The organism is Enterococcus sp. AMC1252 (genome assembly GCF_058216515.1).
Genome location: NZ_CM177097.1, coordinates 1,787,459 through 1,812,597 on the forward strand (window position 1 = coordinate 1,787,459; position 25,139 = coordinate 1,812,597).

The window sequence follows — 25,139 nt, forward strand, 5'->3', positions numbered from 1 at the left end:
ATGGCTGAAACTCAAATAAAAAAATCAAAATTAACAGTAGGACCAAATGATGATCTCTCAATTGGACAATCCGCTCTTTTAGGAATTCAGCATGTTTTAGCTATGGATGTTTATGTTGTTCCATTTATTATTGCTTCAATCATCGGTTTGACAACAAAAGAGTCTTCGGCGTTGATTCAAGCAACATTTATTGCAGCAGGTGTTGCTACGATCATTCAGTCATATTTTTGTATGAAGTTACCAGTCGCACAAGGGCCGTCATTTATTCCGATTGGAGCTGTTGCAGGAATTTATTTTGCGAATAATCAAGGAGGGAATGGCTGGGGCGCTGTTTTAGGAGCCAGCTTGATTGGAGCGATACTAGTCATTATTTTAGGGATAACTGGTATTTTTAATCGCTTGATCAAAGCTTTTGTACCGCCGATTGTTGGAGGAACAATTATTTTCATTGTCGGATTATCGTTAATGCCAGTCGCACTCAATGATAATGTTTTTAATGCTTCAGGTGATTTAGGTCAAAACATTTCACTTGCGTTGATCGCGGCAATCTCACTTGTTTTGTTTGCGATGATCGGGTCACGTTTTCCTGGGAAAGGTCGGATTTTTAGAGTATCATCTGTTATTTTAGCTTTAGTTATTGGAAGTTTAGCTGCGAAGTTCATGGGGATTCTTGATTTATCTCAAGTTGGTAATGCGGCATTGGTTAATGTTCCCCAATTACCATTTGTCGATTTTCAATTTTCATTTGATTTGTCCTCGATTTTAACAATGATCATAATTTATGTTGTACTTATGGCTGAGACGACAGGAACTTGGTTTGCAGTTAGCAATGTTTGTGAAGAACCATTAACGGATGAGAATATCAATAAAGGAGTTGTCGGTGAAGGTATCGGATGTCTTATTTCATCAATACTAGGGACAACACCAGTGACTGGTTATTCAACAAATGCAGGAATTATTTCTATCACGGGCGTTGCGAGTAAAAAAGTATTCTTGGCTGCTGGTGCTTGGTTTGTTATTTTTGGTTTTTCGGGTAAGTTATCCACTTTGATTTCTTCAATTCCTTCACCTGTGATCGGCGGAGTTTTTGTTATTGTTTGCGGAATTATTTCAATTAGTGGGATTAAAGTGATTAAAGAAGTTGAGATCAGCGAAAAAGAAATGTATGTGATTGCTATCCCAATGATTTTAACGCTTGCTTTGACCTTGATACCTAAAGAATTCATTCAATCTTTACCACAATTTTTACAATATTTATTCAGTTCGTCAGTTGCAACTGCCTCAATTGCCGCGATAATTTTAAATCGTCTATTACCGAACGAAAAAGCCGAAGATCAAGGTGTTGAAAATAATGAAATAACTGCTGTATAAGTAAAATGAAAACTATTTATTGTCTAAAACACGAACAATCGACATTGGTTATCTACATTTTTCGTTATTTACCTTTGACTTTTGTAAATGAATAGTGTAAATTAGCATAGGTGTTCGAAAATGCGAACTATTATATAGTTAATGTTCGTGTTTTTGCGTGTTTTTAATTAAACTTACTAGGAGGCAATACAGTATGAAAGTTTTTGATTACGAAGATGTCCAGTTGATTCCAAACAAATGTATCGTGAACAGCCGTTCTGAATGTGATACAGTGGTGAAATTAGGTAAGCATACCTTTAAAATGCCAGTCGTCCCTGCAAATATGCAGACGATTATTGATGAAGATATTGCAGAATTTTTAGCAAAAAATAATTATTTTTATATTATGCACCGTTTTGACGAAAAAGCCCGAATTCCATTTATTGAAAAAATGAATGCTAAAGGCTTGATCACATCCATCAGTGTGGGTGTAAAAGAAGCTGAATATGCTTTTGTAGAAGAATTAGCTGAACGTGATTTAGTTCCTGATTATGTAACGATCGATATAGCACATGGTCATTCAAATGCAGTAATCAATATGATCCAGCATTTGAAAAAGCATTTACCTGATACTTTTGTTATCGCAGGAAATGTAGGTACACCAGAAGCTGTTCGTGAATTGGAAAATGCTGGAGCTGATGCGACGAAAGTTGGAATTGGTCCAGGTAAAGTGTGTATTACAAAGATCAAAACAGGTTTTGGAACTGGCGGTTGGCAACTAGCTGCATTACGTTGGTGCGCAAAAGCTGCTAGAAAACCGATTATTGCAGACGGTGGAATTCGAACGCCGGGAGATGTCGCAAAATCTGTTCGGTTTGGTGCGACGATGGTGATGATTGGTTCGCTATTTGCAGGACACGAAGAATCTCCAGGGGAAACAAAAGTAGAAAATGGTATTGTTTATAAAGAATACTTCGGTAGCGCTTCTGAATTTCAAAAGGGTGAAAAGAAAAATGTTGAAGGTAAGAAAATTTGGATTCAACATAAAGGAAGTCTAGCAGATACACTTGTAGAAATGCAGCAAGATTTACAATCGTCGATTTCTTACGCTGGCGGGCGTGATCTTGAAGCGATTCGTAAAGTGGATTACGTAATTGTGAAGAATTCAATTTTTAACGGGGATACAATATAGTTATAAAAGAGAAGTGTTTTTGAGCACTTCTTTTTTTTAAACTATTTTTACTTTACCTGTCGTAGTAATTGTGGTATTATAATTACAACGACAGACGTAGTACGTTAGACGGGGTAATTGGAGGGGATTCAATGATTGGCAGTGATGCAATAAGAGGCTATAATGATACGTTCATTTTATCTGTATTACAGGAAGGTGATTCATATGGCTACGCTATCTCTAAGAGAATCACCGAGATTTCCGATGACAATTATTCAATTAAAGAAACGACTTTGTACTCAGCTTTTAACCGTTTGGAAAAAAATGGATTTATTGAATCATTTCCTGGACAAATCACTCATGGTAAAAAGAGAACTTACTATAAAATCACATTGTCAGGACAAGCCTATTTGGAAGAAAAAATAGCCGAGTGGGTACTTACAAAAAAAGTCGTTGAACGCTTTATCAAGGAGGAAAAATAATGAAAACCATCAAGGATTATATCGACAGTTTATTTTTAGGGGTAGCTGAGACAAGTCAAACAAAACAATTGAAAGAAGATCTATTAGCTAGTGCAGAAGATCGATACGAGGATCTTAAAAGCCAAGGGAAATCCGAAAATGAAGCGATTGGCGGCGTGATATCAGAATTTGGGTCGATCGACGAATTGCTAGAAGAAATGAATATAAAACAAGATTATATGGATGCAAAAGGGTATGAATTAAATGAAATTACGATTGAAGAATCTTTAGATTTCCTAAAAGTTCGTCACAGATCGGCAACGCTGATTGGTTTAGGTGTGACGATCATCATGCTAGGGGTTGCTGCTCTATTTGCAAGCATGGCACTATACGGTGAAGGAATTGCTGAAGGATTTGGTGTACTATTTATTTTCATAGGCGCAGCAATAGGAGTGCCACTATTTATCATTGCAGGAACAAGTATCTCTAACACAAATAAAAAATTAGATGATCGCTTGATCTCCATCCAAGTAAAAAATGAAATAAAGAAAAGAAAAGAAGCATTTCAACGTTCATTTATTTTTTGTATGGTAGCTGGAGTGGTATTGTGTATTTTAGCAGTAGTTCCTGTCGTTTTTTTCACAACTGTATATGACGCAGAATTTTTTGGGACTGCTTGCTTGCTCGTTCTAGCTTCATTTGGAGTCTTCTTCTTTATCTTTGGAGGCGTGATTATGGGAAGCTTTACCAAGATGCTAGAGCAAACTTACTTCATTTCTGATGAAGGAGAATTAGGGCCTCGTGCTAAAGCAGAACGGGATAGCAAAAGACCCGCTTGGCTGCAAACACTTGAGAAGATCTATTGGCCAATCATTGTGGCCATCTACTTATGTCAAGGCTTTCTGTTAGGGAGTTGGGGGACTAATTGGACTATTTTCCCTGTAGCGGGGATTGTATTTTGGATTATTGAAAGTATTTTTAGTAAAAGTGAATAAAAAAACTCTGTTTATTTTGGAAGATCAGCCAAGATAAGCAGAGTTTTTTCGTATGATTAATTAAAATGATTGCCTTGTAAATATTATATCCATAGCTTTTTTTAACGGAAAATAAACAATAGTTACAATAACAATAGTCGTTGCAACGTTAATGAATGTTGCAGGTAATTTTGAAACAGCACTTGTAAAAGCAACGTTAAAATCGGCGCCTGCAAGAAGTCCCATTACAGTATTTTTTAGCTGAGTCATAATGATTTTGGCGATACCTGTTACAGAGGAAATCACTATGACTTTCCACAGAGTATTAGTATTGTGACGGAAAAATAAAATCATTAAAGCAGCCGCACCACCAACAATAAAACTCTCTAAAATGAAGTAAGGAGCTTCCGCAGCAAAGCCATTTAAAACATCAAAGATAGCAAAACCCAATCCGCCAGCTAACGCTCCTTTCTTGTAGCCAATCAAAAGTACAGCTAATAACAACACTGAGTTACCTAAGTGTGCAAAGGCACCTGTCGGCATAGGGATTTTGATCATAGTTCCAAGTACAGTCAACGCAGCGAACAAACCGACTAATACAATAGAAGTCGTTGAACTTTGTTTCTTCATTCTGTCACTCCTTATTTCTCCGTCATTCTATCTTGGGCATGATTGTAGGCACCATGCCACACGTGCCCAAGAAACGGATTGATTTTTTGTCCGTTTTTGATTGCTTCAGCTACGAATCTTTTAGCTAGTGAAACGGCATCAACGACTGAATAGCCTTTTGCAAGACCAGCTGTGATAGCAGCTGCGAAAGTACAGCCTGCACCATGATTGTAATCAGTTGTAAACAGTTCATTTTCAAAAAGAGTAAAATCATTTCCGTCGTAAAACAAATCGATTGCTTTATCCACTTTCAAACGGTGCCCACCTTTAATGACAACATTTCTAGGACCTAAATCAATGATTTTTTTTGCGGCCTCTTTCATTTGATCAATAGAAGTCAGATCGCCCAGTCCAGATAAGATACCAGCTTCAACTAGATTTGGTGTTGTGACAGTTGCTTTAGGTAAAAGTAAACGAGTCATTGCTGCCACGTTTTCAGGTTGTAGTAATTCACTAGTTCCTTTACAAGCCATCACAGGATCGATCACAATGTTGTTCATATTAAATTTATCAATATAAGCCCGTGTGATTTCGATTGCTTCAATGGAGCCAAGCATCCCTGTTTTCATGGCATCAAGGGCACCACCAGCAAAAATAGTCTTTAATTGTTTTTCCACTAAATCAGGTTCTATCGGTGTAACCAAATGGCTCCAACCTTCATCAGGATCCATAGTTACAATACTTGTTAAAGCTGAAAAACCAAATGTTCCATATTCTTCGAATGTTTTTAAATCCGCTTGAATTCCTGCACCACCACTAGAATCAGAACCAGCAACTGTTAATACTTTTTTTATCATCGTTCAACCTCTATTCAGAAATATTTTGATATAAGTATTGTAAAACAAACATCAGTTGACAAAAACAGCCAATTGGGTTATTTTCATGTCATCCAATTGCTGCGAAACACAAAGAACGAAGTGATTTGATGTTGAGCAGTACAAGACGACTGAAAGGAGAGTTGATCCTTAATTTAGAAACACAAAGAACGAAGTGATTTGATGTTGAGCAGTACAAGACGACTGAAAGGAGAGTTGATCCTTAATTTAGAAACACAAAGAACGAAGTGATTTTATCTCATATTCATCGTTACTAATTAGCAAAAAATCATTTTCTGATCTAAAAAAATAAATTATATATCAGAAAAAACAACAGGAGGCAAAACAATGTGGTCATTAAAAAAAGAAAAAGGGGTTCCAGTCTATGTAAGTATTATTGAATTGATTTTGTCTTACATAAAAAATGGGGATCTTTTACCCGGAGAACGTTTACCCTCAGAGCGGAAGCTAGCGACTTACTTCCAAGTTAATCGTTCTACTGTGGTCCATGCATTAGATGAACTTGTTGCTTTAGGCTGGATTATCCGAAAACAAGGAAGTGGAACGATTGTTAACGAAGGAAAATGGGGGATTAGTACCACCCCCAGAACAGATTGGCGTCGTTATCTTGAACAAAATGCTTTTGCTAAAGTCAACCCTTTTACGGAACAAATAGAGAGTATGATCAAATATGCGGATAGTGATGCTTTAGATTTATATACAGGAGAATTACCGCTAGATTTAATTCCAAGTTTTTCATTTCCACCATTAACTTGGAAACATTTTTTAGAAGAAGAGATCCAAGATGACTTAGGGTATTTACCTTTAAGACAATCAATAAGTCGAGAAACTGAAAAAGAGTATGGTTTTTCACTTTTGCCAGAAAGTCTTTTGATCACATCTGGTGCACAACAAGCTTTATTTTTAATTCTGCAAGTATTGCTACAAACTGGTGATAGTGTGGCAATCGAAGACCCTTCTTTTTTGTATGCACTTCCTATTTTTCAAGCTGCAGGCATCCGTCTTTATGGCGTGAAAATGGATCAAGAAGGTATTTGCTTAGAGTCATTAGAAAAAATGATTCGTCAACATCGCGTCAAAATGGTCATGGTCAATCCATCTTTTCAAAATCCTACAGGGAAAACTATGTCGATGACAAGGAGAAAAGGGTTGGTTGGTTTATGTCAAAAATATCAAATTCCTATTTTAGAGGATGACGTTTTTGCTAAACTAAATTTTGTGTCTTCAGATCAAATCCAACCACTCAAAAAATTAGATCCTGAAAATGTATTATACATAGGTTCACTTTCGAAAATTCTTGGTTCAACTACTAAAATTGGTTGGTTGAGTGCACCGAATTCGGTAAATCAACAATTAGCAGAAGCTAGAAAGATGATGGATTTTTCTCTAAGCATATTCCCGCAATTATTAGCGAATTTAGCTTTAACAGATAAAAATTTTTCAAACAAAGTTTCTCATTTAAAGGAAAATATAGAACAAAGAGGGAGAGCCGTTTTTGAAATAATGAACAAAATGGAGGAGTGGGAAGTAAGCATGCCACAAGGTGGTTTTTATATATGGGCGAAGTGGAAAAAAGGGAACTTGCGTCAAAAAGATTGGGCTGTATTTTTACAAGAAGGATTGTTGATTGCACCAAGTTTCTTTTTTAGTGAGAAAAAAGATTGTATCCGAATCAATTTTACCAGAGTAGATAAAGTTAATTTACCAATCTTCAAAGAGAAACTGCTAGCCGTTACAAAAAAAATTGCTTTTGATTATTCAACACTATGATAAAATAAAAACAAATGGAGGGGCCAATATGAATAAAACAATTGATATTTTGAAAAACCGACGTAGTTATCGTGATTTTGACGAGAATCATGCTCTTGCTAAAGAGGAGTTACAAGTAATTTTAGATGCTGCTCGGCAAGCACCAAGTTGGATGAACGGGCAATTTTATAGCATGATTGTGATTCAAGATAAAAAGTTGAGGGAGCAATTAGTCAAGTGGAATCCAGGCAATCCTCATATGTTGAATAGTTCTGTCTTTATCCTATTTATTGGGGATCTTTATCGTACCAAAATGGTCAGCTCAGCGCATGAAAGCTCTTATTGTATCAATGAAAGCATCGAACCTATTATTTTAGCTACGACAGATGCGGCTTTAGCACTTGAGAATGCGGTGATTGCGGCTGAAAGTTTAGGCTTGGGTTCAGTTGTAGTTGGAAGTATTCGTAAGTATGGAAAAGAGATCAGCCAATTACTAGACTTACCCGAGCTTACATTTCCATTATTTGGTTTAAGCATTGGTAAGCCAATTGTTGAGATGAACGTCAAACCACGTTTGCCAGAAAATGCCGTTGTTCATTTTGATAAATACCATCCTTACAGCTATCTTTTGATCGAACAATATAATCAGACCATGGAAGCGTTTGGTGAAGCCAGAGAAACTAAAACTTGGACTCAAAAGTTTGCCGACTATTTTGCTGTAGAGCCGCCAATGATCACAGAGCAACTATTACGATTACAGGGGTTAATGAAGTAAGTACCTAAACAACGAACTTGTTTAGACATTGCTTTCCTCAAAAGCCTTGGAATGATATACTTATTAGTGGGTAAGAAAACAAATGAAAAAAGAGGTGCTAACATGTCTTGGGAACAAGTCTATGAACAATGGATAAATGAAGAAAATATACCAGAAAATTTAAAAAAAGAGCTAAAAGATTTAAAAGATGATCTGGAAAAATGCGAGGACGCTTTTTATGCGCCATTAGAGTTTGGAACGGCAGGGATGCGTGGGATTTTAGGTGCAGGTATCAATCGGATGAATATTTTTACGATTCGTCAAGCAACTGAGGGGTTAGCTCGTTTCATGGATGCTGAAGGAATTGAAGCAAAGCGACGTGGTGTTGCGATTGCTTATGATTCTCGCCATATGTCACCAGAGTTTGCTATGGAAGCAGCAAAGACATTAGCCAAGCACGACATTCCTGCATTTGTCTTTGAAAGCTTACGTCCAACGCCTGAGTTGTCTTTTGCAGTTCGTTACTTAAATGCATTTTCAGGGATCATGATCACTGCATCTCACAATCCCGCGGCATACAATGGCTATAAAGTATACGGTGCAGATGGAGGCCAGATGCCTCCAGCAGACGCTGACGCTTTAACAAAGTATGTTCGTGAAGTTGAGAACCCGTTAAAAGTTGACGTTTTAGCTGACGAGCAAGCAAAAGAGAGCGATTTGATCACGATTATTGGTGAAGAAGTTGATACAGCTTATTTGAAAGAAGTTAAGACTGTAACGATCAATCAAGAGTTGATCAATGAAATGGGCAAGGAGCTAAAACTAGTTTATACACCTTTGCATGGTACAGGGAAAATGTTAGGTGAAAAAGCCTTAAAACAAGCTGGGTTTGAAAAATTTCTACTAGTTCCAGAACAATCGATTGCTGATCCTGATTTTACAACTGTCAAATCACCCAATCCCGAAGAACATTCGGCCTTTGAATATGCTATTCGTCTAGGGGAAAAAGAAGATGCTGACTTATTAATCGCAACAGATCCTGATGCGGATCGTTTAGGTGCGGCGGTTCGTTTGCCAAACGGAAATTATCAAGTTTTAACAGGTAACCAATTAGGATCAATCATGATTCAATATATTTTAGAAGCACATAAACAAGCTGGGACTTTACCAGAAAATGCAGTTGTCTTAAAGTCAATTGTATCTAGTGAATTAGCTACTGCAATCACAGCAAAATATCAGACAAAAATGGTGGATGTTTTAACTGGATTTAAGTTTATTGCAGAAAAAATTGAACAGTATGAAGAAGACCATTCTCAAACGTTCATGTTTGGGTTTGAAGAAAGTTACGGCTATTTAGTAAAAGCTTTTGTTCGAGATAAAGATGCAATTCAAGCGCTTGTTTTATTAGCAGAAGTTGCGGCTTTTTATAAGAAACAAGGAAAAACTTTATATGACGGATTACAAGATATTTTTAAAGAGTACGGTTATTTTGAAGAAAAAACAATTTCAGTAACCTTGAGCGGTATTGAAGGCAGCGAAAAAATCAAAGCTTTAATGAAAAAATTCCGTGAAGAAGCACCTACTTCATTTGCAGATATCAAGGTAACTCAAACGGAAGACTTCAAAAAATTAACTCGAACATCATCTGATGGTAAAGTCGAAACATTAACAACTCCACCAGCCGATGTGCTAAAATATTTCTTGGAGGATGGTAGCTGGATTGCGATTCGTCCATCTGGAACTGAGCCTAAGATTAAGTTTTACTTGGCAACGAAAGCAGTTTCTCAAGTAGAGGCTGATCAAAAAATCAAGAATTTTGAACAGGCAGTCAATGCGTTAACAAAATAAAATGATCGGGACTGGAAAAACTTGACTGAAAGTTTGTTTCGGTCCTTTCATTTGTAAAAATAGAAGGAGTGATCGATATGAATATTGGATTTATTGGAGCGGGTCATATGGGCAGTGCGATGATTGAAGGGCTTTTGAAAGCTAAAGTTGTGACACCCGAAAATTTATTTGTAAAAGGTGGTTCAAGCGGCACCGCTGAAGCACTTCAAGAAAAACTTGGCTTTCAATTAATTAAAGAATATGATGCTTTAAAATATTGCCAAGTGATTTTTATTGCTACGGGAGCTAAAATTGTTTTAGAAATCTTGAAACAAGCAGCACCATTCATGTCAAAAGATACAATTCTTATTTCTGTTGCGACAGGGCATACTGTGGAAGATGCCCAAGTTGTGCTAGGCAAAAAAGTTCATGTTGTTCACGCTATTCCTAATACACCAGTAAGTGTCAACGCTGGAATGATTGGGGCTGTTTTTGCTAGTGAGATGCCTGCTGACTCGAAGAAAGAAGCAGTTCGTATATTGGAGTCGTTAGGGAAAGTTGAAGAAGTGAGTGAGAATATTTTAGGAACTTTCGGTACGGTTGCCGGATGTAGTCCAGCATTTGTTGACATATTCATGGAAGCTTTAGCTGATGGAGCGGTCTTAGAGGGGATGCCTAGAGCTCTGTCTTATGATATTATTGCGCAGATGATGCTAGGATCTGCTAAACTTGCGATGGATACTAAAAAACATCCTGGAGAATTGAAAGATGGTGTGACTTCTCCTGGTGGTAGCACAATCAAAGGTGTTACTGCACTGGAAAAAAACGGATTTAGATACGCTGTGATCGATGCCGTCAAACAAGCGAATAGCTAAATGAGCTTAATTGTAAAAGACAAGTGGGGTGTTACTTTTGCCCGAATTGTCTTTTTTTTGTTAGTGGTGAGAGAAAAAATCTATCCTCTTTTGAAAAAAGTTTGCTATAATAAGCAAGAGTAAAAGATGAAAGGAAGCTCAGCGATGAAAGAAATAGATGAGATTCAAAAAGTAAGCCAGTTATATAAAGTGTTGAGTGATCCAACAAGGTTACGAATTTTACTGCTGTTGAAACAAGGAGAATTAAATGTAACTGCAATTGGAGAAAAGCTTTCAATGGAACAGTCTGCCGTCTCCCATCAATTGAAGCTATTACGAGATAGTCATGTGGTGAGATCAAGACGAGAAGGTAAAACAATCTACTATACCTTAGATGACCATCATGTTATTGATATTCTTAATCAAACATTTGAACATATCAAACACCAATAACTCACCTTTTCTAGGTTTCCCTTGGGAAATTAAAAGAAAAGGGTAGTTTTTTTTACGCCAGTTGGGTATACTAGAAACATGTTTTATTAGAAGAAAATGAAATGTTTCTAATTTTATAGTTGGAGGAAGAAGAATGAAGGAAAAACTGAAAATTGGTTTGCTTGGACTAGGTACAGTCGGATCTGGTGTACCAACAATTTTACAAGAACATCAGGAAAAAATTTCACAGGTTACAGGAATGGAAGTCGCAATTTCAAAAGCATTTGTACGTGACGAAGCAGAAAAAAAACACCTTGCTGAGAAATTTGATATTCAACTTACAACGACCATTGAAGATATCATTAATGATGATGAAATCAAAATAATTGTAGAATTAATAGGAAAAGTAGAACCAGCAAAAACCTTCATTACCAAAGCACTAGAAAATGGTAAACATATTGTAACAGCAAACAAAGATCTTTTAGCACAACATGGCAGTGAACTAGTTGCTTTAGCCCAAAAAAATCATTGTGATTTGTATTATGAAGCAAGTGTTGCAGGCGGTATTCCTATTTTACGAACGATTGCCAATAGTCTAGCTGCTGATAACATTCAAAAAGTGTTAGGAATCGTAAATGGAACGACAAATTATATGCTGACACAAATGGTTTCTGAGAAAAAATCATACGACCAAGCATTAAGTGAAGCACAAGAATTAGGATTTGCTGAGTCTGATCCGACAAATGATGTGGATGGTATCGATGCAGCTTATAAGATGGTGATTTTAAGTCAGTTTGCCTTTGGGATGAATATTAGATTAGATCAAGTCGATACACGAGGTATTCGCGGCTTATCTTTAGATGATGTTGAAATGGCTGCTCAATTGGGCTATGAAGTCAAGTTGATAGGATCTTCTGAAAATCAAGAGGGGAGTATCGCTGTCGAAGTAGGCCCGATGCTTGTCGCAAAATCTCATCCAATTGCATCAGTTCGTAACGAGTTCAATGCTGTATTTATAGAAAGTTCTGGTGTTGGCGAGTCGATGTATTATGGACCAGGAGCAGGTGCTAAACCAACTGCAACAAGTGTAGTCAGTGATATCATCACCATCGCCAAAAATATTCGTTTAGGTACAACTGGGCATATGTTCAATTCCTACCAACACGACACAAAATTGGCTCCAGATGAAACAATTTCGGGCAAATATTATTTCTCAATCGAGGTGCCAGATCGTCGCGGGCAAATTTTAAAACTAACACAGATAATGACAGAAGCAAATGTTAGTTTTGATCAATTAGTTCAGCAAAAATCTGATGGAACTAGAGCGAGGATTGTTGCCATCACACACACAATTACAAAAGAACAAATGAAGCAAGTAATAAAAGAAATCGAATCAACAAATGAATTCAAATTATTAAATACATTTAAAGTATTGGAGGATTAAAAGATGTACGAAGGACTGTTAAAACAATATAAGGAATATCTACCAGTTACTGATAAGACGCCAATGATTTCATTGGCGGAAGGAAATACACCATTAATTCCATTACATAACCTATCAAAGGAATTAGGGATCACTTTATATGGAAAATATGAAGGGCTTAATCCTACTGGCTCGTTCAAAGACCGAGGAATGGTCATGGCGGTTGCTAAAGCCGTTGAAGAAGGAGCAAAAGCAATTGTTTGTGCCTCAACAGGAAATACAAGTGCGGCAGCTGCTGCATATGCTACAAGAGCAGGTATTAAAGCCTATGTTGTTATTCCAGATGGAAAAATCGCCATGGGTAAGTTAGCCCAAGCAATCATTTATGGGGCAGATATCATCTCGATTCCTGGGAATTTTGATGAAGCATTAAAAGCTGTAAGAGATATCGCCAAAACAGAAGCTGTAGCTTTAGTGAATTCTGTAAATCCTTATCGCTTAGAAGGACAAAAAACGGCCGCTTTTGAAGTATGTGAACAACTTGGCCAAGCGCCAGATGTTTTAGCTATTCCTGTTGGAAATGCGGGAAATATCTCAGCATATTGGAAAGGTTTCAAAGAATGGCATGACAAAAAAGGGACACTCCTACCAAGAATGCATGGGTTTGAAGCTGAAGGAGCTGCTGCTATCGTCAAAGGTGAAGTAATCGAACAACCGGAAACAATTGCCACAGCGATTCGTATTGGAAATCCAGCAAGCTGGAAATTAGCTGAAGCTGCTCGTGATGAGTCTAAGGGGCATATTGATTCTGTAACAGACGAGGAAATCCTAAATGCTTATCGCAAAGTTGCTGCGCAGGATGGTGTGTTTATTGAACCAGGTTCTGCTGCCTCTTTAGCTGGTGTGATTCAACACGTGAAAAGTGGAAAAATCAAGCAAGGTGAAACAGTAGTCGCTATTTTCACTGGAAATGGTCTGAAAGATCCTGATACGGCAATTAATGCGACGGATGTAAAAATATCTAAAATGAGTGATTTGGAAGAAATGCGGATGCATTTACGTAATGGAGTGTCAGAACTATGAGAATAAGAATCCCCGCAACTAGCGCAAACCTAGGTCCAGGTTTTGACTCCTGCGGTATAGCTTTGTCACAGTATCTTAATATTGAAGTTCTGGAGAATGCCAAAGAATGGGAAATTGTGCATACACTAGGCTCGGATATACCAAGTGATGCGACGAATTTATTGATTCAAACAGCTTTAAAAATAGCTCCTGATCTTTCGCCAAAAGTTTTGAGAATGACATCAGATATTCCTTTAGCTAGAGGGTTGGGAAGTAGTTCTAGCGTAATCGTTGGCGGTATTGAACTAGCCAATCGTTTAGGAAATTTAAATTTATCTCAGAAAGAAAAGGTACAGATTGCTACTGAGATTGAAGGACATCCAGACAATGTAGCTCCCGCTATATGTGGTGATTTCGTAGTGTCAAGTTACGTAGATGGCGAAGTTTATTCTGTGAAACATCATTTTCCAATGTGTGATGTGATTGCCTATATTCCAGATGTTCACCTATTGACATCGGAAAGCCGCAGCGTTTTACCAACTTCAATACCGTATAAAGAAGCAGTACAAGCAAGCTCAATTGCAAACGTAATGATTGCTGCAATATTAAATGGTAATTTACCATTAGCAGGTCTGATGATGGAAAAAGATCGTTGGCATGAAGCTTATCGAAAAAGCTTAGTTCCACATTTAGATAAGATTCGAGCGATGGGTCATGAAGTTGGGGCGTATGGAGCATTTTTGAGTGGAGCAGGGCCAACAGTTTTAATTTTATCTCCTGAAGAAAAAACGGATCAAATGGTCCGAGAATTGGAAAAATTGTCTTTGTCTGCTGCTATCAATGTATTATCAATAGATCAAGAAGGAATTCAAGTGTTTTAAAAAAATTACGAACAGTGAGATTATTTACTCTGCACTGTTCGTAATTTTTTTCTTTTTAAGCTTCAGGCGATTCTGTTGCATAGTAACTATGGTCTTCTAAATTCAACGCATTTAAAATCATTGAAGCAGTCTCTTCGATAGACAAAGAAGCGACATTAATGACAACACAACCCAATTTTTCATATAAATCATTAGCAAAAGCTAATTCTTTTCTGATTTTTTCAATATCTGAGTATGAGGTATCAGCAGGTAATCCGTAAGTTCTCATGCGCTCTTTTCTAATCCCATTCAAAATATCTGGATCATTTGTTAATCCTACGATTTTTTTAGGATTTGTTTCCCATAATTGTTTAGGTAAATGAGCTTCTGGAATTAAAGGTAAATTTGCTACTTTCAAATTTTTATTTGCTAAAAACAGGCTAAGCGGTGTTTTTGAAGTTCTAGAAACACCGAGTAAAAGTACATCTGCTTCTAAGAAACCTCTAGGATCTTTGCCATCATCATATTTTACAGCAAATTCCATTGCTTCAATTCGTTTAAAATAGTTTTCATTCAAATGATGAAGCGCGCCAGCTTCTCTTGTAGGAGCAACTCCAGTTAATCGCTCGATTTCTGCTACTGGAGGCGTTAGTATATCGAAATGATATAAATTATGCTCCTCAAAAAAATCATTAGCAATCTTTACTAGGCGATCATTAACGATTGTATGTAAAACCATAGCATTTTCACGTTTTGCGTCTTCTAGAGCCTTTCTAAGTTTGTCTTCTTCTTTAGCAAAGGTTCGTCTAAATAAAGAAAAGTCTACAGTCGGGTACTGAGCCATGGATGCTGCTGCTAATTTTGAAGCAGTTTCACCCGCTGAATCAGAAATAACAAAAATCGTCACACATTTTTTTGGTTCACTTGTTGTCATAATACGATTCCTCTCTTGCTTTTTTTATAAATTTATTATACCATACCTTCATAAATCTTATTCGTAATGATTCTGATTTAATGGTGGAGGGGATCGAATGAAGCAATCAAATTCCAAAGTAGAACAATCACTTGCAGTGATGAAAGAGCATGGATTGAAATATACAAAAAAAAGAGAAGCAATGATCAAATATTTGATTAGAAGAAATCGCTATATCTCAGCAAGAGAAGTTTATGAGTTCATGAATCAAGAATATAAGGGGGTCAGTTACGATACTATTTATCGAAATTTACATGATTTTGAAACTTTGGATTTATTAGAAACAACAGATTTAAATGGAGAAAAAAAGTTTCGTTTTCATTGTTGTCAAGAAGTAGGACATCATCATCATTTTATTTGCACCGTTTGTGGAAAGACAAAAGAAATTCATATGTGCCCGATGGACTTTTTTAAAGAACAATTGAGCGGATGTGAAATTGAAGGGCATCGATTCGAAATTTTTGGCCGGTGTGAGGAGTGTAAATGATCGTTTTTTTCAGAAAAAATTATGAATATTACATATGTGTGTAAAACTTTACTCATTTTGGCACTTTTTTATGCATTTTTTCAATACAAAGGTTGACGTTAAAATAACCATTCGATATAATGTAAAAAGAACGGTATTTTATTTATGTTTAATAATTCATAAATATAAAAAACGGTTACTTTTTAAGCTCGGAGGGAGGGAATTAACATGTCAAAAACTGTCGTTCGTAAAAACGAATCTCTTGACGATGCTCTTCGTCGCTTCAAACGTTCCGTTTCAAAAGCGGGTACTTTACAAGAATCTCGTAAACGTGAATTCTACGAAAAACCAAGTGTAAAGCGTAAGAAAAAATCTGAAGCAGCTAGAAAACGTAAAAAATTCTAGTTTTCGATGAAATGGAGTTGGTTGTATGTCATTACTAATAACATTGAATGACGACATCAAAACAGCAATGAAGTCAAAAGATAAAGATACTTTATCCGTACTTCGTATGTTAAAAGCAGCCATTCAAAATGAGCAGATTAAAACTAGCCGTGATTTGGACGGAGAAGAAGAGTTAACAGTTTTATCTCGTGAGATGAAACAGCGAAGAGACTCTTTATCAGAGTTTGAAAAAGCGGGACGTGACGATCTTGCTGACAAAGTAAAAATCGAAATCGCAATTGTTGAAAAATATATGCCAAAACAACTTTCAGAAGAAGAAATTCGTCAGATTGTTCAGACGGCAATTGATCAGACCGGAGCGTCTTCGCCAAAGGAATTTGGCAAAGTTATGAGTGCTGTTATGCCTAACGTAAAAGGAAAGGCAGACGGCAATCAGGTCAATGCAATTGTAAAAGAATTACTACAAGAGAATTAGTCAAAACAAAAAAACCAGCGGATTTCCGTTGGTTTTTTTGTTCAAAAAATAGACAAATACGTTAGATTAAAAAAACAAAGATTTAAGATTGTATGAATAAAGTAGAATGGGTCTTTAGTTTTGACCCGCTCTCTTTTTAATAAATAAATAATATGGTATGATTGTAAGGAATGAAAAAATAAAGGAGATGGGCGTTTTTTGACAGAGAATCAATCAATATCTTTAGAATTGAAATTAAATGATTCTGATGATGTGAGTATGCTTTTAGGAACCCATGACAAACATATAAAATATTTAGAAGAAAATACCGCTGTAACGATCAACACACGTGGTGAGACGATTCAATTACTCGGTGAAGAATCGGAAGTTCAATTGATTGCTTCTGTTCTGCGTACCTTGCAGGTGTTGATTCACAGAGGGATTAAAGTTAGTACCCCTGATGTTGTGTCAGCTTTAAAAATGGCAAAAAATGGTGATCTAGATGCTTTCGTAACAATGTATGAAGAAGAGATTCTCAAGGATCACCATGGTAGAGCAATCAGAATAAAGAATGTCGGTCAAAAAAAATACATTGATGCAATTCGAAAGCGCGATATCATCTTTGGAATTGGTCCTGCAGGGACAGGGAAAACTTTTTTAGCAGTAGTGATGGCTGTTTCAGCATTAAAAAAAGGAGAAGTTCAAAAGATTATTTTAACTCGTCCAGCTGTTGAAGCGGGAGAAAGTTTAGGTTTTTTACCTGGCGATTTGAAAGAAAAAGTCGATCCTTATCTACGACCAGTCTATGATGCATTGTATCAAATTTTTGGTATGGACCATACAAACCGCTTAATGGAGCGTGGCGTGATCGAAATCGCACCACTCGCTTATATGAGAGGACGGACACTAGATGACGCTTTTGTTATTCTTGATGAGGCTCAAAATACAACTGTCGCTCAAATGAAAATGTTTTTGACCAGGCTTGGTTTTAACTCACGAATGATTGTCAATGGCGACACAAGTCAAATTGATTTGCCTAAAGGGGTAGCTAGTGGGTTGATTCATGCAGAAAAAACGCTACAATCAATCGACAAAATAGCATTTGTTCATTTTGATGCTGGTGACGTTGTGAGACATCCAGTCGTTGCTCAAATCATTCGAGCATATGAAAAAGAAAGTCAAAAATAGATTTAAACCTGCGGAAAGGAGTGAAAATTCCGTTGAAATACTCGTTATTAAAATTACGCGATAAACTAGGAAAAGCTTATATTCCCATTCTTTTACTTATTTTTTCATGCTTTTTATTTATCATTATGTTTGGTAGTGTCCATCAAAAAAGAGTAGAGATAAAAGAAGGACAACTAGCTGAAAATACGATTCGTGCAAACAAAAACGTAGAAAATACGTATGAAACAACCCAAAAGAAAAAGTTGGCGGCTGAAGCAGTTACGCCTGAATATATTTATCAAGAAGAAACTGCTGATGTTCAGCATAAACGAATTGAAAAACTATTTAAGCTCATTATTACTGCAAATGAAAAGACTGAAAAAGAGTACGAAGAAAAAAAAGCGAAGGCCAAAAAAGACGAAACGATTCCAAAACCAACTATTGAAGAAAGAGTAGCCAACTTAAAAGCTCAATTTGAATCGTTGGACCAAGATGAAGTGGCTTTTTACCAAAAATTTCCCAATGTATTTTATCAAAATATATTTTCTTTGGATGCGAATCAGATTCAACAAGTAAAGGCTGAAAGTTTAAAAATCATTGATGATAAAATGAAGGATCATGTTCGTGAAGCTGATTTGGATAATATTCGGCAAAGTGCGATCGAGAAGATTCAATTTCTTGATGTTACAAGCACAATGCAACAAGAAATTCGTTATATTGTAAACGAAGGTATTGTAGCAAATGACTTTGCGAATGATAAAAAAACCAAAGAAATGCGGCAAAATGCCATGGATGCTATTCCACCTGCAATGATCTATCAAGGGGAAATTATCGTTCGTGAAGGAACTCAAATCGATAGTAAAGCGATGGAAAAGCTTGAATTATTAGGTATGACAAATCAAAGCACGTCACTGTTTCCGATGGCAGCATTGGGCTTAGCAATCGTGATGCAGGTTTTAGTGTTGCTATTTTTCACGAAACAAGTGACTGAAGAGGGCAAGCGCAGACACTTTATTTTATTTTATGTAGGTGCAATGTCATTAAGTGTCGTCTTAATGAAATTTTTCCAAATTTTTCAAACAGAGCAAATGATGTATATTTCATTATTTTTCCCAGCGGCATTTACGCCTCTAGTATTAAATTATTTTGTTAGCAGAAGAGCTGGCGTTTTGGCGGCTGTTTTTCAAGTGATTTTTTCACTTTTTGTGTTTTATAATTCGATTGGAACGAACTCTTTGACAATTATTCTGGTGAGCTATATGTTCTCTGGGTTATTGGCTACAGTAGTGAAACGAACTCGTATCGGTGAACAAGGTTTAGTTGCAGTTTTCTGGGTGATTATCTTTCCAGTTTGTTTAGATTTTATTTTGATGATCTATCAAGGAATGAGTTTCTTTGATGGGAAATCGTGGACGATGATGATTTGTGCCTTAGCTGGAACTGTCTTGTCTTTTCTTGCTACAATGGGTCTCCATCCATATATTGAATTGCTTGTGACGGATGATAGTGTGATTGTTTTAAATGAACTAAGTAATCCAAACCATCCTTTGCTCAAACAACTACTTGAAGAAGCTCCTGGAACTTATCATCATAGTATGATGGTGGCAAGTCTAAGCGCAAATGCAGTAGCTGAAATTGGTGGCCGTTCATTACTAACTAGAGTTGCTTGTTATTATCATGATATTGGTAAGATCAAACATGCAAATTTCTTTGTCGAAAATCTACCAGCAGGAGCGGAGAATCCACATAATTTCTTGTTGCCAGAAGATAGCAAGCAAATCATTTTTGGCCATGTGATCGATGGTGCTAAAATATTGGAAGATTATCATATGCCTGAAATGGTGATCGATATTTGTCGTCAACATCATGGAACGACATTAATGAAGTTTTTCTATGTAAAAGCGAAAGAACGAAATTCAGATATTTCTGAAGTTGATTTCAGATATCCTGGTCCTAAGCCTCAAACGAGAGAAGCAGGTATTGTTAGTATTGCTGATACTTGTGAAGCTGCTGTGCGTGCAATGGATCATCCAACAAATGAAAAAATTAATGCATTTGTTCATAATGTCATTCAAGATCGGATTTCAGATGGCCAACTGGATGACTGTGGTTTAACAATGAAAGAAATACGTATTATTGAAAAATCTTTAGTCAATGGATTGTGCAGCACGTTCCATTCAAGAATTAAGTATCCAAAAATGAAATCAGAAGCAGAAGAAATGAAAGACGAACAAGAAAAGAGAGATGATTAATGGATATTTCATTTATTGATGAAACAAGAAATCTATCAAAGGAAAATTTAGCAGAAGTAGAAAATCTATTGCAATTTGCGGCTGATTTTCTGAAAATACCTAAAGATACGGAAATGTCCGTGTCATTTATGGATAATGCAGGTATTCAAGTCATAAATCGGGATTACCGTGGAAAAGATGCACCAACAGATGTTATTAGCTTTGCTTTAGAAGAAGAAGGCGAAGATGAATTGCCCATTATTTTTGAAGATGAAGTAGCAGCTTTCCCAAGAAATATTGGGGACATTATGATATCTACTGAGCGAGCTACTGAACAAGCTGTTGAATATGGCCATTCTTTTGAACGCGAATTAGGCTTTTTAGCGGTGCATGGGTTCTTACATTTAAACGGTTATGATCACATGGAACTTGAGGATGAGAAAGAGATGTTTGGTTTACAGAAAGAGATCTTAGATGCCTATGGACTCAAAAGATAAGCGGACAGAGAAAAATAAGCATTTTATAACATCATTAGAATTTGCTCTTCAGGGAATTAAAACGGTATTTAAGGAAGAACGTAACATGCGTACTCACGTTATAATGGGAATTGTAGCCATTATTATCGGGTTTATTTTCCAATTATCTATCACAGAATGGTTGTGGTTATTACTTGCGATTTTTCTTGTATTAGTAATGGAGATTATCAATACAGTATTTGAAAATGTAGTCGACATGGTAACAGATTTTCATTTTCATCCGATTGGGAAAAAAATAAAAGATATGGCTGCAGGCGCTGTTCTTTTGACGACAGTTTTTGCTGTAATTATTGGATTACTATTGTTTGTTCCAAAATTATGGCAAGTACTACAAGATTTTTTATAGAGGAGAGAAACGATGACAGAAGCACATAAATCCGGATTTGTAGCAATTGTTGGAAGACCTAATGTAGGTAAATCCACTTTGTTAAACCGAATTGTCGGACAAAAAATTGCAATCATGAGCGATAAAGCACAAACAACTAGAAATAAAATCCAAGGAATTTATACGGTTCCTCAAGCACAAATAGTTTTTATTGATACTCCAGGTATTCATAAACCCAAACATCGTCTAGGTGATTTTATGGTTGAAACAGCTTATAGTGCTTTACGTGAAGTGGATGCAACATTATTTATGATCAGTGCTGACCAAAAAAGAGGGAAAGGCGATGATTTTATCATCGAGCGCCTTAAAACAATGTCAAGCCCTGTCTACTTAGTAATCAATAAAATTGATACAGTTCATCCTGATCAACTTTTGGGGATTATTGAGGATTATTCAACTCAAATGGAATTTGCAGAAGTTGTGCCGATTTCAGCTACTGAAGGAAATAATGTGGATCGCTTGATGGATGTTTTAGTGGATCAAATGCCAGAAGGTCCTCAATACTTTCCAGATGACCAAGTAACGGATCACCCCGAATATTTCATTGTATCTGAATTAGTTCGCGAAAAAGTCTTATTGCTAACACGAGATGAAATACCACATTCTGTTGCAGTTGTGGTTGATTCGATGAAACGTGATGAAAATGATAAGGTGCGTATTCAAGCAACGATCATCGTTGAGCGTGATAGCCAAAAAGGTATTATTATCGGTAAAGGTGGTAAGATGCTTAAGCAGATTGGAACTAAAGCAAGACAAGACATTGAGCATTTGTTAGATGACAAGGTTTACTTGGAACTTTGGGTAAAAGTCCAAAAAGACTGGCGTGACAAAAAAGTTCATTTACAAGACTTCGGTTATCGTAAAGACGACTATTAAAGAGAAAAGAAGGACAATTCTGTATTATTGCGGAATTGTTCTTTTGCTTCTATCTCTGCTAAAATAGATTAGAATACATTGGAGGCGAACGTATGACCTTAGGAGAAACAAAAGGAATTATTTTGTTTACCAAAGATTACAAGGAAAAAGATAAGCTAGTTAAGATTTTTACGGAATCATTTGGTAAATTGATGTTTTTTGTAAAAGGGGCGCATCGTAAAAATAATCCAATCGGTCCTGCTATTTTGCCTTTTACAGAAGCTGTTTATATTGGTGATTTTAGAGAAGAGGGGTTGTCTTTTTTAAACGGAAGTAAAGAGGTTTCCCCGCTTCGCATCATTCAAGAAGATATATTTGTGAATGCGTATGCGACTTATATTTTGAATTTAGTGGATGCTGCTATCGAAGATCGAACATATGACCCTAATTTATATCACTTTGTACAGCAGGCATTAAAGTTATTGAATGAGAATAAAGATGCTGAGATCATTACGAATATTTTTGAAATCCAGTTATTAAGTCGTTTTGGGATTACTCCAGAGTGGCGGCATTGTAGTGTGTGCCAAGAAACTCGAGGAAAATTTGACTATTCGTCAAAGTATAGTGGAGTATTATGTGAACGACATTGGGATCTCGATAATCACCGATATCATGCTGATCCTAGAGCAATCCATTTTATTCGCCTATTTTCCGCAATTTCATATGACAAAGTTCAAGATATAAATGTTAAGTCAGAGACCAAAACGGCTATTAGAAAAACAATTGATGAATTGTACGACGAATATGTTGGAATTAATTTAAAAAGTAAAAAGTTCATTGATCAAATGAAAAGTTGGGAAGATACTTTAAAGTTGCCAACACGCGAAAAAAATGATGGTGCAGGGGATAACACTGGATCTTAGTTTTGAAATAGAAAAAAGAGACGATTCTGTCGATTACGCGAATAGTCTCTTTTTCGTATTCATTTATAGGAATGAGCAGTGCGATTACTTGATTTTAACCGAGACAGTTGTAATAACCTCAAGCATTGATATTTCTTTGATTTTTAAATCCACATGTGTTTTTGTATCATCTAATACATAAGCGGTAGCGCCTTGTGTGGTGCCGCCTTGTTTAATGTAATCAGATTGTGAATAAAGAAATGTTTTATCAAGTAGACTACCAACTTTTAAAGTTTTCAAAGTGTTAGGGTCATTGTCTTGATAAGCACTCACTGCACTATTCTATGCTGACATATTATATTCCTTTGAAGAGGTATTTGTAATATCATACTAAAAAGCAATGACTGGTTTAGTTTCATATTCATTTCCTTCTTTGCCAGGCAGGATAATTTTGATAGAAGTAATTTTAAAGTCAAGATCTTTTGTTTTAAAATTATTTTTTTAGGTAAACTTATATCTCGAGTAGTGCTTATTTCTTCTATGTCCGTTTCTTTATTTGTACTTGATGTTTCTGAAGTGTTGGCAGAACTTTCCACTGATATTCTTCAAGTGCGACTGATTGAGGTTCAGTTGCTTTTGTTGTTTGTTTGTCATCTTTCTTTTTTCTTTAGGTACAAGGGTTGCTTGATCAAAGCTTAACTTGCCGTCATTTTTTTGTCATCTAATTTAAATGATTTTTCTGTTATCTTAAATTCTTTCTTATCCCTATTTAAATTCAAAATAATTTCTTGCTTTAACTCTTTATTTTTCAGCGTTAATGTGATTCTTTCGGCAAATGCATTAACAAAACTTTCAGCAAAGAATGCTGTTATATACTGCCTACGAAGTATGTAAGATATGTACAAAGAAAGCAATTTGTGTTTAGTAGTTTGTGATAATTTAAAAAATAATTTGACATCTCATGAATCAAAGATTATCATAAGGAGTAATTAAATAAATACGTTGAAAAAGAAGAGTAAAAAGATCTGCTGTAACAGCGAGTCTGGGAAAGTGTAAGCCGGATACTAGCATCTTTTGAAGGGCGCTTTTGAGTATGTTAAAACGAAGCTGCCGGTAGTTACTATCGGAAGTAGGGTGGAACCGCGATTATTCGTCCCTATGTCTCTGAGAGGCATGGGGACTTTTTTGTTTTCTGAAATTTCTGTGTGATTTAGTTACATCATCAAAAGGAGATACGGCATGCAATTCAATACAACATTTTTACCTGCTGATTTTTCACAGAACAAGTTAAAAGGACTATCGCTTATCAAGTTGTTAGTTCAGATAAAGAATAATAAGGATCATATACAGGTGAAGTAATTGAGTTTTACTCACTTGTTACCGCATTGTAAAAGTAATCATTCGTTTATATTTTTAAATTTAGGAGGATTTTAATGGAAAAGAAACTTACTGTACAAGAAATGATTTTAACGTTACAAAAATTTTGGTCATCAAATGGCTGCATGCTGATGCAAGCTTATGATACGGAAAAAGGGGCAGGGACGATGAGTCCGTATACTTTCCTACGAGCAATCGGTCCAGAACCTTGGAATGCTGCTTATGTAGAACCTTCAAGAAGACCAGCGGATGGACGATACGGAGAAAATCCAAATCGTCTGTATCAACATCATCAATTTCAAGTAGTTATGAAGCCTTCTCCAGAAAATATTCAAGAGTTATACTTAGAAAGTTTAGAGCTCTTAGGAATCGATCCTTTAGCTCACGATATTCGTTTTGTTGAAGATAACTGGGAAAATCCTTCTATGGGATGTGCAGGTCTGGGGTGGGAAGTTTGGCTTGATGGTATGGAAATTACGCAGTTTACCTATTTCCAACAAGTAGGCGGACTAGCTTGTCATCCGGTCACTTCAGAAATTACTTACGGGATCGAACGTCTGGCATCTTATATTCAAGAAGTAGAAAGTGTTTACGATCTAGAATGGACAGAAGGGGTAAAATACGGAGAAATTTTCAATCAACCTGAGTATGAACATTCGAAGTATTCATTTGAAATCAGCAATCAAGAAATGCTATTGGAAAATTTTGATAAATTTGAAAAAGAAGCGAAACGTTGTATTGATGAAAATTTAGTTCATCCAGCCTATGATTATATCTTGAAATGTAGTCATACATTTAACTTGTTAGATGCTCGCGGTGCGGTATCTGTAACGGAACGTGCCGGATATTTAGCTCGTATCAGAAATATGGCAAAAGCCGTAGCAAAAATTTTTGTTGCAGAACGTGAAAAATTAGGATTCCCGCTTTTAAATAAAGACAATCAAACTTCTAAGGAGGCAAAATAAC

26 protein-coding genes and 1 other annotated feature are annotated in these 25,139 nt (G+C 36.3%); of the genes, 22 read left to right on the forward strand and 4 right to left on the reverse strand.

The features are described from left to right. From AC4BB5_RS08465 to AC4BB5_RS08480, 4 genes are all read left to right on the forward strand, one after another. Positions 1-1,371, forward strand: a complete 1,371-nt coding sequence (locus AC4BB5_RS08465; protein WP_490458900.1) for a uracil-xanthine permease family protein — start codon at positions 1-3, stop codon at positions 1,369-1,371. A 193-nt stretch (positions 1,372-1,564) separates the two neighbouring features. After that, a complete protein-coding gene (guaC, locus tag AC4BB5_RS08470) occupies positions 1,565-2,542 on the forward strand; it encodes a GMP reductase (protein ID WP_490458901.1) in 978 nt (325 codons plus the stop codon). A 131-nt stretch (positions 2,543-2,673) separates the two neighbouring features. Then, on the forward strand, positions 2,674-3,003 hold the full coding sequence (locus AC4BB5_RS08475) for a PadR family transcriptional regulator (RefSeq protein WP_490458902.1): 330 nt from the start codon (positions 2,674-2,676) through the stop codon (positions 3,001-3,003). After that, positions 3,003-3,977, forward strand: coding sequence for a permease prefix domain 1-containing protein (locus tag AC4BB5_RS08480; RefSeq protein WP_490458903.1), 975 nt, complete (start codon positions 3,003-3,005; stop codon positions 3,975-3,977). The genes AC4BB5_RS08475 and AC4BB5_RS08480 overlap by 1 nt, the downstream gene beginning before the upstream one ends. A gap of 60 nt (positions 3,978-4,037) precedes the next feature. Here AC4BB5_RS08480 and AC4BB5_RS08485 read toward each other — a convergent pair whose 3' ends face one another. Next, the gene (locus AC4BB5_RS08485; RefSeq protein ID WP_490458904.1) at positions 4,038-4,586 is read right to left on the reverse strand and encodes an ECF transporter S component; all 549 of its coding nucleotides are present in this window, start codon (positions 4,584-4,586) and stop codon (positions 4,038-4,040) included. A gap of 11 nt (positions 4,587-4,597) precedes the next feature. Further along, positions 4,598-5,422 carry a bifunctional hydroxymethylpyrimidine kinase/phosphomethylpyrimidine kinase gene (thiD, locus tag AC4BB5_RS08490; RefSeq protein WP_490458905.1) on the reverse strand — a complete coding sequence of 275 codons (825 nt, stop codon included), beginning with the start codon at positions 5,420-5,422 and terminating at the stop codon, positions 4,598-4,600. 366 nt (positions 5,423-5,788) lie between these two features. Here thiD and AC4BB5_RS08495 point away from each other — a divergent pair, with 366 nt between their 5' ends. The 8 genes from AC4BB5_RS08495 to thrB all read left to right on the forward strand — a co-directional run bounded on the left by AC4BB5_RS08495 (position 5,789) and on the right by thrB (position 14,443). Next, complete coding sequence (locus AC4BB5_RS08495) at positions 5,789-7,231, forward strand: aminotransferase-like domain-containing protein (protein WP_490458906.1); 1,443 nt, start codon at positions 5,789-5,791, stop codon at positions 7,229-7,231. Positions 7,232-7,259: 28 nt separating this feature from the next. After that, complete coding sequence (locus AC4BB5_RS08500; protein WP_490458907.1) at positions 7,260-7,985, forward strand: nitroreductase family protein; 726 nt, start codon at positions 7,260-7,262, stop codon at positions 7,983-7,985. A 102-nt stretch (positions 7,986-8,087) separates the two neighbouring features. Continuing rightward, positions 8,088-9,812: a phospho-sugar mutase gene (locus tag AC4BB5_RS08505; protein ID WP_490458908.1), complete on the forward strand. Its 1,725-nt coding sequence runs from the start codon at positions 8,088-8,090 to the stop codon at positions 9,810-9,812. 77 nt (positions 9,813-9,889) lie between these two features. Beyond that, positions 9,890-10,666, forward strand: coding sequence for a pyrroline-5-carboxylate reductase (gene proC / locus AC4BB5_RS08510; protein ID WP_490458909.1), 777 nt, complete (start codon positions 9,890-9,892; stop codon positions 10,664-10,666). A gap of 126 nt (positions 10,667-10,792) precedes the next feature. After that, positions 10,793-11,098 carry an ArsR/SmtB family transcription factor gene (locus AC4BB5_RS08515; RefSeq protein ID WP_207113849.1) on the forward strand — a complete coding sequence of 102 codons (306 nt, stop codon included), beginning with the start codon at positions 10,793-10,795 and terminating at the stop codon, positions 11,096-11,098. A gap of 133 nt (positions 11,099-11,231) precedes the next feature. Beyond that, complete coding sequence (locus AC4BB5_RS08520; protein WP_490458910.1) at positions 11,232-12,521, forward strand: homoserine dehydrogenase; 1,290 nt, start codon at positions 11,232-11,234, stop codon at positions 12,519-12,521. Positions 12,522-12,524: 3 nt separating this feature from the next. Next, positions 12,525-13,583, forward strand: a complete 1,059-nt coding sequence (thrC, locus tag AC4BB5_RS08525; RefSeq protein WP_490458911.1) for a threonine synthase — start codon at positions 12,525-12,527, stop codon at positions 13,581-13,583. Beyond that, positions 13,580-14,443: a homoserine kinase gene (thrB, locus tag AC4BB5_RS08530; protein ID WP_490458912.1), complete on the forward strand. Its 864-nt coding sequence runs from the start codon at positions 13,580-13,582 to the stop codon at positions 14,441-14,443. The genes thrC and thrB overlap by 4 nt, the downstream gene beginning before the upstream one ends. A 55-nt stretch (positions 14,444-14,498) precedes the next feature. Here thrB and AC4BB5_RS08535 read toward each other — a convergent pair whose 3' ends face one another. Continuing rightward, positions 14,499-15,356: a pyruvate, water dikinase regulatory protein gene (locus AC4BB5_RS08535; protein ID WP_490458913.1), complete on the reverse strand. Its 858-nt coding sequence runs from the start codon at positions 15,354-15,356 to the stop codon at positions 14,499-14,501. Between the two features lie 97 nt (positions 15,357-15,453). On the opposite strand from AC4BB5_RS08535, the gene AC4BB5_RS08540 reads away from it, so the two are divergent. From AC4BB5_RS08540 to recO, 9 genes are all read left to right on the forward strand, one after another. Further along, positions 15,454-15,882: a Fur family transcriptional regulator gene (locus AC4BB5_RS08540; RefSeq protein ID WP_490458914.1), complete on the forward strand. Its 429-nt coding sequence runs from the start codon at positions 15,454-15,456 to the stop codon at positions 15,880-15,882. 207 nt (positions 15,883-16,089) lie between these two features. After that, entirely contained in the window at positions 16,090-16,266 is a 177-nt protein-coding gene (gene rpsU, locus AC4BB5_RS08545; protein WP_002356740.1) for a 30S ribosomal protein S21, read from the forward strand. Positions 16,267-16,291: 25 nt separating this feature from the next. After that, on the forward strand, positions 16,292-16,741 hold the full coding sequence (locus tag AC4BB5_RS08550) for a GatB/YqeY domain-containing protein (RefSeq protein WP_490458915.1): 450 nt from the start codon (positions 16,292-16,294) through the stop codon (positions 16,739-16,741). Between the two features lie 198 nt (positions 16,742-16,939). Continuing rightward, entirely contained in the window at positions 16,940-17,908 is a 969-nt protein-coding gene (locus tag AC4BB5_RS08555) for a PhoH family protein (RefSeq protein ID WP_490458916.1), read from the forward strand. A 32-nt stretch (positions 17,909-17,940) separates the two neighbouring features. Continuing rightward, positions 17,941-20,139, forward strand: coding sequence for an HD family phosphohydrolase (locus AC4BB5_RS08560; RefSeq protein WP_490458917.1), 2,199 nt, complete (start codon positions 17,941-17,943; stop codon positions 20,137-20,139). After that, positions 20,139-20,615: an rRNA maturation RNase YbeY gene (gene ybeY, locus AC4BB5_RS08565; protein ID WP_490458918.1), complete on the forward strand. Its 477-nt coding sequence runs from the start codon at positions 20,139-20,141 to the stop codon at positions 20,613-20,615. Before AC4BB5_RS08560 ends, ybeY begins: the two co-directional genes overlap by 1 nt. Then, a complete protein-coding gene (locus AC4BB5_RS08570) occupies positions 20,599-21,000 on the forward strand; it encodes a diacylglycerol kinase family protein (RefSeq protein ID WP_490459051.1) in 402 nt (133 codons plus the stop codon). Before ybeY ends, AC4BB5_RS08570 begins: the two co-directional genes overlap by 17 nt. Before the next feature lie 12 nt (positions 21,001-21,012). Further along, a complete protein-coding gene (gene era / locus AC4BB5_RS08575; RefSeq protein WP_490458919.1) occupies positions 21,013-21,915 on the forward strand; it encodes a GTPase Era in 903 nt (300 codons plus the stop codon). A 92-nt stretch (positions 21,916-22,007) separates the two neighbouring features. Then, positions 22,008-22,817 carry a DNA repair protein RecO gene (gene recO, locus AC4BB5_RS08580; protein ID WP_490458920.1) on the forward strand — a complete coding sequence of 270 codons (810 nt, stop codon included), beginning with the start codon at positions 22,008-22,010 and terminating at the stop codon, positions 22,815-22,817. Positions 22,818-22,901: 84 nt separating this feature from the next. On the opposite strand, the gene AC4BB5_RS08585 is transcribed toward recO, so the two are convergent. Further along, complete coding sequence (locus tag AC4BB5_RS08585) at positions 22,902-23,129, reverse strand: DUF5067 domain-containing protein (RefSeq protein ID WP_490458921.1); 228 nt, start codon at positions 23,127-23,129, stop codon at positions 22,902-22,904. 660 nt (positions 23,130-23,789) lie between these two features. Further along, positions 23,790-23,957, forward strand: a binding site (T-box leader). A 272-nt stretch (positions 23,958-24,229) separates the two neighbouring features. On the opposite strand from AC4BB5_RS08585, the gene glyQ reads away from it, so the two are divergent. After that, the gene (gene glyQ, locus AC4BB5_RS08590; RefSeq protein ID WP_490458922.1) at positions 24,230-25,138 is read left to right on the forward strand and encodes a glycine--tRNA ligase subunit alpha; all 909 of its coding nucleotides are present in this window, start codon (positions 24,230-24,232) and stop codon (positions 25,136-25,138) included. Position 25,139: the final 1 nt, after the last annotated feature.